This window comes from Longimicrobium sp. (genome assembly GCA_036387335.1).
GTDB lineage: Bacteria > Gemmatimonadota > Gemmatimonadetes > Longimicrobiales > Longimicrobiaceae > Longimicrobium.
The window spans coordinates 1-10,778 of sequence record DASVTZ010000006.1 but is presented as its reverse complement, the minus strand read 5'-3'; the positions used below and the strand labels follow the sequence as shown (position 1 = coordinate 10,778).

General features: G+C 72.0%; 7 protein-coding genes. 1 reads left to right on the top strand and 6 read right to left on the bottom strand.

Annotated features, from left to right (window positions below):
- Nucleotides 1–174: 174 nt before the first annotated feature.
- The gene (locus VF647_00400) at nt 175–1,116 is read right to left on the bottom strand and encodes a tyrosine recombinase XerC (GenBank protein HEX8450516.1); all 942 of its coding nucleotides are present in this window, start codon (nt 1,114–1,116) and stop codon (nt 175–177) included.
- Complete coding sequence (trmFO, locus tag VF647_00395; protein HEX8450515.1) at nt 1,113–2,456, bottom strand: methylenetetrahydrofolate--tRNA-(uracil(54)-C(5))-methyltransferase (FADH(2)-oxidizing) TrmFO; 1,344 nt, start codon at nt 2,454–2,456, stop codon at nt 1,113–1,115. Before trmFO ends, VF647_00400 begins: the two co-directional genes overlap by 4 nt.
- 243 nt (nt 2,457–2,699) lie before the next feature.
- Between trmFO and VF647_00390 the strand changes: the two genes are divergently transcribed.
- The gene (locus VF647_00390) at nt 2,700–3,953 is read left to right on the top strand and encodes an ABC transporter substrate-binding protein (GenBank protein ID HEX8450514.1); all 1,254 of its coding nucleotides are present in this window, start codon (nt 2,700–2,702) and stop codon (nt 3,951–3,953) included.
- Nucleotides 3,954–4,226: 273 nt separating this feature from the next.
- Here the strand turns inward: VF647_00390 and topA are convergent, their stop codons facing one another.
- The 4 genes from topA to VF647_00370 form a co-directional block, all read right to left on the bottom strand.
- Nucleotides 4,227–6,944 carry a type I DNA topoisomerase gene (topA, locus tag VF647_00385; protein HEX8450513.1) on the bottom strand — a complete coding sequence of 906 codons (2,718 nt, stop codon included), beginning with the start codon at nt 6,942–6,944 and terminating at the stop codon, nt 4,227–4,229.
- A gap of 435 nt (nt 6,945–7,379) precedes the next feature.
- Nucleotides 7,380–7,910, bottom strand: a complete 531-nt coding sequence (locus tag VF647_00380; protein ID HEX8450512.1) for a shikimate kinase — start codon at nt 7,908–7,910, stop codon at nt 7,380–7,382.
- Nucleotides 7,903–9,132, bottom strand: coding sequence for a chorismate synthase (aroC, locus tag VF647_00375; protein HEX8450511.1), 1,230 nt, complete (start codon nt 9,130–9,132; stop codon nt 7,903–7,905). The genes VF647_00380 and aroC overlap by 8 nt, the downstream gene beginning before the upstream one ends.
- A 45-nt stretch (nt 9,133–9,177) precedes the next feature.
- Nucleotides 9,178–10,778: hypothetical protein (locus VF647_00370; GenBank protein HEX8450510.1), on the bottom strand; the 1,601-nt coding region annotated here is incomplete at its 5' end.

The following is a 10,778-nucleotide window of genomic DNA, read 5'->3' as shown; positions in this document are numbered from 1 at the left end:
TGGTGGTGGCGTGGAACGTTGGCATCGTCATGTATCTTCGACCGTCTCTCTAGTTTTCGATGGCTCGCCAGGAGCGCATGTATTCGCCGCTGGAACAACACAAAGTCCGCCTTCGCGGACTCGTTCCGCAAGGGCGGCACCCATTCCCCATTCCCCAATCCCCATTACCCGCCGTCACGCCCGCGGGTGCGCCTGCCTGTAGATCCGCTTCAGCCGCTCGCGCGAGGTGTGCGTGTAGATCTGCGTCGTGCTCAGGCTCGCATGGCCCAGCAGCTCTTTCACTGCCAGCAGGTCCGCGCCCGCGTCCAGCAGGTGGGTCGCGAAGGTGTGGCGCAGGGAGTGGGTGGACAGGCCGGCATCGTCGGCGATCCCCTTGAGAAAGGCGCCGACGACGTTCTGGATCTGGCGCACGGTGATGCGGCGCCCCGTCTGCGCCACGAAAACGGCGCGGCGGTCCGGACGCGCGGCCGTTTCCATCACCCGCTCGCGCGCTTCGTAGTAGGCGCGAAGTGCGCGTGTCGCGGCGCGGCCGACCGGAACGATGCGCTCCTTGCGACCCTTCCCCATCACGCGCACGCGGTCGCTCACCAGGTCCAGGCTGGCCACGTCCATCGCCTGGAGCTCCGAGAGGCGCATTCCGGTCGCGTAGAAGAGCTCCACCACCGCCAGGTTGCGCAGCGCGTGGAAGCCGCCGCCCTCCGCCCGCGCCTCCGCGTCGCGGAAGACCTCGTCCATCTGCTCGCGCGTCAGGAAGCCGGGGAGGTGCCGCTCGCGCTTGGGCGTGCGCACGGTGCGCGCCGGGTTGGCCGCCACCCGCGCCTCCACGTGCAGGAAGCGGTAGAACGACCTCACCGCCGACAGCTTGCGCGCGATGCTGGTGCGCGCCAGACCGCGGCGGCCGGCCATCTCGCCCATCCACGAGCGGATGGAGAGGCGGTCGACGCCGCTCCACGTCCACTCGGGGGCGCCATAGTAGCGATCCAGAAACGCCTCGAATTCCGCCAGGTCGATCGTGTACGCCTTCAGCGTGGTCGGCGACAGCTGGCGCTCGTGGGCCACGTAGCGCAGAAAGGCGTCCACGTCCTCCCGGCGCGCCGGGTCGCCGGCGGGCGTCACGCCGCGGCGGGCTCCGGCACCAGCTCGTGCTGGCGGATCCAGGCGGCGAAGTCGGCGCGGGCGCGGGCGACCAGCTTCTCGCGCTTTTCCTCCTTCTTCCGCACCGGCTCCTCCAGCGGGTCCACCAGGCCGAAGTTGGAGTTCATCGGCTGGAAGTGGCGCGGCTCGGATTCGCGCAGGTATCTCATCAGCCCGCCCAGCATGGTCGTGGCCGGCGGCAGCACCGGCTCCAGCCCGCGGACGATGCGGTCCAGGTTGGCCGCCGCGAGGATGCCCACCGCGGTGGACTCCGTGTACCCCTCGACGCCGGTGATCTGGCCCGCGAAGAGCAGGTCGTGCCGGTCCGGGAGCGAGCCGTGCGCGGTAAGGCGCGCGGGGAAGTTGAGGTACGTGTTGCGGTGGATGGAGCCCCAGCGCAGGAACTCCGCGTTCTCCAGCCCCGGAATGGTGCGGAAGATCCGCTTCTGCTCGCCGACCTTGAGGCGCGTCTGGAAGCCGACCAGGTTCCACATCTGCCCCGCGCGGTCCTCACGGCGAAGCTGCACGACGGCCCACGCGCGCCTCCCATCCCACTGCGGCACGGGGAGCCCCACCGGCTTCATCGGCCCGAAGCGGAGCGTCTCGGGGCCGCGCGTCGCCATCACCTCGATGGGGAGGCACCCTTCGAAGTAGGGGACGTTCTCCCAATCGTGCCCCTCGTACCCCTCGCCGGTCCGCAGCGCCTCGACAAAGGTGTCGTACTGCTCCTTCGTCATGGGGGCGTTGAGGTAGTCGTCGCCCTCGCCCTTCCCCCAGCGCGACGCGGCGAAGAGCGTCTCCATGTCCAGCGACTCGGACGAGACGACCGGCGCTATGGCGTCGAAGAAGGCGAGCCCGTCGTCGCCCAACGCGCGGCGGATGGAGGCGGAGAGCGCGTCGGAGGTGAGCGGCCCGGTGGCGATGATGGCCGGTCCCGCCGGAAGCTCGGCGATCTCGCCGCGCTCCACGCGGATGCGCGGGTGCGCCTCGATGGCCGCCGTCATCCGCGCCGAGAACTCGCGCCGGTCCACGGTGAGCGCCGTGCCGCCAGGGATTCGCGAGGCGCGGGCGGTCGCCAGCAGCAGGCAGCCACCTGCGCTGAGCGCCTCCATCTCCAGCTTGAGCAGCCCGTGCGCGTTGGCCGGGTCCTCGCTCTTGAAGGTGTTGGAGCAGACGATCTCGGCGAGGTCGTGCGTCTGGTGCGCGGGCGTACCGCGCACGGGACGCATCTCGCAAAGCGTCACGTCGTGCCCGCGCTCCGCGAGCTGGTACGCCGCCTCCGAGCCCGAGAGCCCCCCGCCCACCACGGTTACTTCGGCCATGCACTCCCCTTCTCGAATCGTATCCAGCCGCCGGGCTCCATGCCCGCGCGAGCCGTACTGATACCAGCTTCGCCGCGTTCGGTTCATCGAGGGGAGAGTATAGCCCCTGCGCGCGGAGAGGGACAATTGCACAACGAGGGAAATTTGGATAACTTGGCGATTCCTACCCCGGCGCTCTCCGTGCCTTCGTCGTATCGCCATCCCGACGTCTCTCGCAGACCCCCACCACCAGGACCGGACCCAGTGAACCGCAGCAAACTTATGCTCGCCCGTGCCACCCGCAGGGCGTTCGTGCTCCTTGCCGCATCGGCGGTGCTCGCCGCGTGTACCGACGACGCAACGGGGGTCGAGGCCCCGCGAGAGATCACCCTCGGCGGCATCTTCTCGCTCACCGGCAACTGGTCGTCGCTCGGCGTGGCCAGCAAGGCCGCGATGGAGCTCGCGGTGGAAGACGTCAACGCCTTCGCGGCGGGACGCCACATCACCTTCCGCGCGGATGTCCGCGACACGCGCCTGGAGCCCGCGCGCGCCCTCTCGGAGATCGAGTCGCTGCGAGCCAACCAGGTGCGGCTCGTGATCGGGCCGCAGAGCAGCGCCGAGCTCGCCGCGATCAAGCCGTTCGTGGACGGGAACGGGATGGTGGTGGTCAGCCAGTCGAGCACGGCGGGGAGCCTGGCCGTGGCGGACCGCATCTTCCGCCTGACCCCGGCCGACAGCCTGGAAGGCGTGGCCATCGCGGGGCTGATGTACGCCGACGGGATCCGCGCCGTGGTCCCCGCCTGGCGGGCCGACGCCGGCAACCAGGGGCTGGAGGCCGGCACGCGGCGCGCGTTCATCGCGCGCGGCGGCACCGTCTCCACCGGAACGGAGTACTCCGCCAGCGCCAGCAGCTACGCCGCCACGGTGACGGCGATCGGAGCGCAGGTGCGGGCGGCGCTCGCCACCCGCCCGGCCGCGCAGGTCGCGGTGCAGCTCTCCGCCTTCGACGAGGCGGCCGACATCCTGGCGCTCGCCGCCGCGGACCCGGTCCTCGCCTCGGTGCGCTGGTACGGCGCGGACGGGGTGACGCAGAGCACCGTGATCCTGGGCCGCAGCGCGGCGGCGGCGTTCGCGCAGACGGCCGGCTTCCCGGCGCCCACGGTGGGCGCGGACCCCGCCGCGCGCTCCAAATGGGAGCCGCTGGCCGCCCGCATCCAGGCGCGTGCGGGTGGCGCCGCCCCGGATGCGTTCGCGTTCGGCGTGTACGACGCGGTCTGGATCGCGGCGCAGGCGTACCTCGCCTCCCCGGCCGACGTGGACGCGGATTCGCTCGCGGCCCGCTTCCAGGTGGCGGCCGGCACGCACTACGGCGCCACCGGCTGGACGGTGCTGAACGCGGCGGGCGACCGGCGCGAGGGGATCTTCGACTTCTGGGCGATCCGCGCCTCCGGCACCGCGCGCTCCTGGCAGCAGGTCGCCTCGTACGACACGCGCCTGGGCACGCTCACGCGCCGCTGAGGCCCCCTCCCCGCTCGTTCCTCGCTGCCCCTCCCCCAAACTGCTGGGGGAGGGGCGTTTGCGTCGGTCCGCGCGGTGCTTCGATTGCGGCAGTGCGCACAGATCCCGTAGGGGCGGACCTGCGTGTCCGCCCTCCCCTGCGTGCCTCGACGGGTAGGGCCGCCCCACATTGCTGCCCGTGCCGCCTGAACGATCGCGGAATGGACACAAGAACGGAGGCGCCGAGATCATTCTCTCGGCGCCCCCGTTTTCTTCGCCTCCGGCAGAGCGGCGTTACGGACGCCGCTTCACCGCCTTCTTCGGCGCCGCCTTCTTGGCGGTGGTCTTCTTCGCGGCCGTCTTCTTCACCGCCGCGGCGGTCTTGGAAGCAGCCTTTTTGGCCGGAGCCTTCTTCGCCGGAGCCGCGGAGCGCCCTCCCGCCCGCCCACGCGCACCCTTCTTGGCGGGCGCGGACGCGGCGCGCTCGGCGAGGAGCGCGACGGCCTGGTCGATGGTGACGGCCTCCGCCTCCACGCCCTTGGGGAGCGAGGCGTTGATGGCGCCGTGCTTCACGTACGGCCCGTAGCGTCCCGCGAAGAGCTGCACCGGCTCGCCGTCGGCCGGGTGCGCGCCGACGGTGCGGATCGGCTCGATGGCCGTGCGCGTGCGTCCGCCCTTGGGCGCGGAAAGGAGCTCCATCGCGCGCGGGAGATCGACCGTGTACACGTCGTCCGTCGGGAGCAGCGAGCGGAAGTCGCCGTCGCACACCACGAACGGCCCGAAGCGCCCGATGCCGGCCGTGATCTCCTTCCCCTTCTCCGGATGGTTGCCGAGGTTGCGCGGGAGCGAGAGGAGCTTCAGCGCGGCCTCCAGCGTCACCTGTGCCGGCGCCAGTCCCTTGGGAAGCGAGGCGCGGCGCGGCTTCTCGCTGCTCCCCTCCTCCGCCTCCCCGAGCTGCACGTACGGGCCGAAGCGCCCTTGCAGCATGAGCACGGGCTTGCCGGTGCGCGCGTCGGTGCCCAGCACGTCGGGGCCGGACGACTTCGCGCGCACCAGCTCCGTCACCTGCTCCGGCGTCAGGTCTGCCGGCGCCACACCCTCGGGGAGCGACGCGGTGACGGTGGCGCCGTCCTCCTCCATCTCCACGAATGGACCGAACTTGCCGATCCGCACCCGCGCCTGCAGGTCCGAGAGGCGCACGGTGGAGGCGTCGCGCGGGTCGATGTTCTCCTGGCCGGTGCGCACCAGCGCGTCCAGCCCCTCGGGGCCGTTGAAGAACTCGCGCAGGTAGGGCAGCCACTCAGCGTCGCCCTCCGCGATCTCGTCGAGCTGCTCCTCCATGCGCGCGGTGAAGCGCGTATCGACGAGGTGCGGGAAGTGGCCCTCCAGCAGCCCCGTCACCGCGAACGCCGTAAAGGTGGGGACGAGCGCGTTCGCCAGCCGCTCCACGTATCCACGGTCGATGATGGTGCCGATGATGCTCGCGTAGGTGCTTGGCCGCCCGATCCCCTCCGCCTCCAGCGTCTTCACCAGCGTGGCTTCGGTATAGCGCGCGGGGGGCTGCGTCTCGTGCCCCAGCGCCTCCAGCGCGCGGAGCCCCAGCACGTCGCCGCGCCGGAAGGGCGGAAGCGGCTCGTCGCGGTCCTCCAGCGCCGCGTCCGGATCGTCCTGCCCCTCCACGTACGCGCGGAAGAAGCCGGCGAAGTCCACCCGCCGGCCGGAGGCGCGGAAGACGGTGTCGTCCGCCTCGATCAGCGCGGTGAGCTGCGTGATTCGCGCGTCGGCCATCTGGCTGGCGACGGTGCGCATCCAGATCAGCTCGTAGAGGCGAGCTTCCTGGCCGCTGAGCCGCAGCTCCTCGGCGGTGCGCATCTCGGTGCCCGCGGGGCGGATCGCCTCGTGGGCCTCCTGCGCACCCTTGCTCTTGGTGGTGAACTGCCGCGGCTGCGGCGAGAGGAACGGCTGCCCGTACAGCTGCTTCACCCGCGCGCGCGCCGCCCCGATCGCCTGCTCGGAGAGGTGCACCGAGTCGGTACGCATGTAGGTGATGTAGCCTTCCTCGTACAGCCGCTGCGCCACCCGCATGGTGTCGCGCGCGGAGAGGCGCAGCTTGCGGTTGGCCTCCTGCTGGAGCGTCGACGTCGTGAACGGCGGATACGGGCGGCGGACGGAGGGCTTCTCCTCCGTCTCGGCGACCTTCCACGTAGCCGGGCGCAGCCGCTCCACGAGGGCGCGCGCGGCGGCTTCATCCAGCAGCACCACCTCGCGCGCCTCCTTGAGGCGCCCGGTGGTCTCGTCGAAGTCGCGCCCGCTTGCCACCCGCTTCCCGCCCAAGCTCTGCAGCGTCGCGCCGAAAGGGACCGCCTCGGCGAGGAGGGTGGCCTTGAGGTCCCAGTACGCGCCGGAGCGGAAGGCGCGCCGCTCGCGCTCGCGCTGCACCAGCAGGCGCACCGCCACCGACTGCACGCGCCCGGCCGAGAGCCCGCTGGAGATCTTCTTCCAGAGCAGCGGCGAAAGGGTGTAGCCCACCAGCCGGTCGAGGATGCGCCGCGTTTCCTGGGCGCGCACCACCTCGGCGTCGATCTGGCGCGGCGTGGCGAGGGCGGCGCGGATGGCCTCGGGGGTGATCTCGTGGAAGACGATGCGCGACACGGGAACGCGCGGCTTGAGCACCTCCACCAGGTGCCAGCCGATGCTCTCCCCCTCGCGGTCTTCGTCGGTCGCCACCACCAGCTCGTCGGCGTCCTTGAGCATGGCGCGCAGCTCGCTGACCACCTTGCGCTTCCCCGCCGGCACCACGTAGAGCGGCTCGAAGTCGTGCTCCACGTCCACCCCCAGGCGTGCCCAATCCTTCCCCTTCACGTCGGCGGGGATGTCGCTGGCCGACTCGGGGAGATCTCGGACGTGCCCCATGGACGCGGCGACCTGGTACCCGGCGGGCAGGTACCCGCGGATCGTCTTCGCCTTGGTGGGCGACTCCACCACAACCAGCCGCCTGCGCTCCTTCGCCATTGTCTCCTGAATTGGATGAGATACGGAAGTGCTTGAGTGCTGAGTGCTGAACAGCGGTGCGTTAGTGCGTGAGTGCGTGAGTGCGTGGCACTTCACCGCACCACCTCCCCCTTTTGTCATCCTGAGCGACGCGCCGCTCCGCCCTCTCCCCGCCTCCAATCTTTGGCGCGGAGCGAAGGATCTACTGCGCGTGACGAGGGGCCGGCGCCATTCACGCGATCCACCCGCCTCGCCGGCTAGATTCTTCGGTCGCCGCAGGGAGTCCAGAGCCCAACGCGAACCCCGGCGCCGGCGGCTCCCTCAGAATGACAGAACGCGCGAGACCGCTTCAGCGGTCTTCCCGTAGTTCCAGCCGGGGGATTTATCCCCCGGTGTTCGGGGCCCGGGCCTCGCGTCCAATCCCCGGCGTTCATCCCCCGTTGTTTCGATACCCGGTCACCGACCCACCCCCAGCACCGCCCGCTCAACCGCGTCCGCGACCTGCTCGGGCGTGCGGCCTTCGGTGTCCACGGAGAGCTCGGCGCGGGAGTACGAGGGCTCGCGCTCGGCGAGGAGGCGGCGGGCGGCGGAGAGGGGGTCGGGGCCGGCCAGGAGCGGGCGCACACCCGGCGCCGCCGCACCGCGCCGCACCACCTCCTCCGCCGAGACGCGCAGCCACACGCGCACCGTGCCATCCACCGGCAGCTCACCGCGAAACGCGTTGCCCATCCACCCGCCGCCCGGAGCAAGCACCATCCGCGCCCAGACCGCCACCGAGTCGCTCAACTCCGCCTCGATGCGGCGGAAAGCCGGCTCGCCCTGGACCGCAAAGATCTCGCGGACGGGGCGCCCCTCGCGCTCCTCGATCAGCCGGTCCAGGTCCACGAAGGCCCACCCCAGCCGCCGCGCCAGCAGCTCCCCCACCGCGGACTTGCCGGCGCACATGAAGCCGACCAGCACCACCCGCTCGACCGGGGAATCAGCCATGGCCCGCCCGCGTGGCGATGCGGTCCACGTAGCCGTCGAAGTTGGCGCGCACCTCGGCCAGCGAGTCGCCCCCGAACTTCTCGCGCACGGCCCCGGCCAGCACCAGCGCCAGCATCGCCTCGGCCACGACGCCGGCGGCGGGCACCGCCACCACGTCGGACCGCTCGCGCACGGCCTCGGCGGGGGCGCCGGTGCGCAGGTCGATGGTGGGGAGCACGGGGCGCATCAGCGTGGAGATGGGCTTCATCGCGGCGCGCGCCACCAGCGGGGCGCCGGTCGTGATCCCTCCCTCCAGCCCGCCCGCGCCGTTAGAGGAGCGGCCGTAGCCGCCCCCGCGCCGCGCCGCCTCGTCGCGCACGATGGGGTCGTGAACGCGGGAGCCGGGGCGCATCGCCCCCTCGAAGCCCAGCCCGATCTCGACTCCCTTGATCGCCTGGATCGACATCAGCGCGCCGGCGATGCGGCCGTCCAGCCGCGCATCCCAAGACACGTGCGATCCCAGGCCGGCGGGGAGCCCGCGCGCCACCACCTCCACCACCCCGCCCAGCGTGTCGCCCTCGCGCTTGGCGGCGTCGATGGCGTCGATCATCCGCCCCTCCGCCTCCGCGTCCAGGCAGCGCACCGGCGAGGGATCGGAGGCGGCGTTGAGGTCGTCCGGGAGATCGGAGGGCACGGCGGCGACGACCCCGCCCAGCGCCACCACGTGGCTCCCCAGCGTGATCCCCAGCTCGGCCAGGAAGCGCTTCGCCATGGCGCCGCACGCCACGCGCGCCGCCGTCTCGCGGGCGCTGGCGCGCTCCAGGATGTCGCGCGCGTCCGTGCGGTCGTACTTGAGCGCGCCCACCAGGTCCGCGTGGCCGGGGCGCGGGAAGAAGACGCGGCGCATCGCCTCGTCGTCGCCCTCCACCGGCTCGGGCGACATCGCCTCGGTCCAGTTGGCCCAGTCGCGGTTGCGCACCAGGAGCGCGATGGGGGAGCCCAGCGTCTCGCCGTGCCGCACGCCGCTCAGGATCTCCGCGCGGTCGCTCTCGATGCGCATCCGCCCGCCCCGCCCGTATCCGCCCTGGCGCCGGCGCAGCTCGCGGTCCAGGTCGTCGGCGCGAAGGGGGAGGCCGGCCGGGAGCCCTTCGACCACGGCGGCCAGCGCGGGGCCGTGCGACTCTCCGGCGGTCGTGAAGCGGAAGGCGGACATGGCGTAAATTAAACACCGGGGGTCTGGCATGCGCCAGACCCCCGGTCCCGCCTCACCTCAACCCGCTACCATGCTTCAGCGGCGCAGGTCCGCCGGGGTCAGCCCGATGCGCAGGATCCCCGAGGGGGTCAGCGCGAACAGGCGCACCGTGTACAGCAGCGCCGCCTCCGGATCGCCCGGGAGCACCGGGATGGCGATCACCGTCCCCGTCACCCGGTCGCGCACGGGCAGGCGCCGGATCGTCTCGAAACTGTACGTGTCGATCACGTCGATGTACGGCCCGTTGGCGTCCACGCCCGAGGTGAAGCCCAGGCGCCGTCCGTCGTTGGCCGGGTACCCGGCGTTGAGCGGGTGCATGGCGCTGCCGCCCGTGGGCGATCCGCTCCTCGTGACTCCCGCCAGGCGCAGGCTGCTGTCGAAGAAGTACACCTGGTTCCCGCGCGCCACGCCCAGCGAGCCGTCCGAGTTCAGCCCCAGCCCGATGACCCGGTCCGCGGCGTTCTGGATCAGGTCGCTCGACTCGCGGCTGGAGCCCACCAGGTTGCCGCCCTGGAGCTGGAAGTAGAGGATGCGCCCGAATTCCCGCACCCCCTCGCCGAAGGCGATCGCGTTGCGCTGCGTGCTGGTCGCCACGAACGTCGTGTCGCTCAGCCCGATCGTCCCCGCGTCCACCCCGAGGTCAAGGCGGGTGTCCGTGGTGCCCGCGTTGCGCATGCTGGTGAGCGCGGCGCTCACCGCCGTCGCCAGGCCGTTGACGCACGACGGGTCGCTCTGATCCGGGCGCAGGCGGCGCGGGCACACCGTGATGGTGCTTCCCGGCGACAGCCCCGCGTCCAGCGCGTTCACCACGATCCCCTTGCCGATGGTGCGCGTGGCGTAGTTGGTGAAGATCTCCGTGCCGCGGTTGAACTCGTACGACGTGTCCTTGCGGCGGTCGTACACGCGGATCGTCCCTTCCACGCCGGCGGGGGTCGGGCGGGTGGAGTACAGGATCTGCCCGCTGGAGAGCTGCCCCAGGAACTGCGGACGGTCGCTGTAGCGCCCCACCACCACCCGGCTCACCGAGTCCGTCTTCACGTCGTACGACACGTCGTACAGCTCCACGTCCGCCGTGCGGATGCGCCTCACTTCCTGCGGCGTCCCCGTCGCGGGCAGCGCGACCACGGAGATGTTGGTGCCGCCGCTGTTGGCCACCAGCAGCGAGTCGCCCGTGGCGCCCACCGCCAGCCCCCACGGCCGCGAGCCCACGCTCACCGGCGCTCCGAAGGCCAGGCCGGTGATCGGCAGGACCTCCACCCGGTTCGCGTTCATGTTCGACGCGAACACCCGCCGCCCGTCCGACGCGATGTCGGCGATGGTGTCGCCCGGGGACGGGAAGGCCACCGTCGTGCCGCGCGTCACCAGGATCGTCAGCAGCCTGCCGGACACGCCGGCCGCCACGTGCGCCCCGCCCGCCAGCGCGCACGGCAGGCGCTGCGGCGTCCCCGGCGAGGTGGCCGCGCCGCAGTTGCCGGCCGCGTCCACCGCCCACGCCGTCACCTCCACGGAGAGCGTCACCGTGTCGGCGGGCGAGAGGCCGAGCTGGCCCAGTGGGATCCGCGCCGTGTCCTGCGCGCCGCGGCGGCGGTCGGTGAGGTAGCGGTCCACCGCCGCGCCCGTGGCCGGGTCGCGGTAGC

Coding starts and splice junctions, on each gene's coding strand:
- topA (HEX8450513.1), bottom strand. CDS start 6,944: ATGGCGAAGGAGCGCAGGCGGCTGGTTGTGGTGGAGTCGCCCACCAAG.
- trmFO (HEX8450515.1), bottom strand. CDS start 2,456: ATGGCCGAAGTAACCGTGGTGGGCGGGGGGCTCTCGGGCTCGGAGGCG.
- VF647_00380 (HEX8450512.1), bottom strand. CDS start 7,910: ATGGCTGATTCCCCGGTCGAGCGGGTGGTGCTGGTCGGCTTCATGTGC.
- aroC (HEX8450511.1), bottom strand. CDS start 9,132: ATGCCAGACCCCCGGTGTTTAATTTACGCCATGTCCGCCTTCCGCTTC.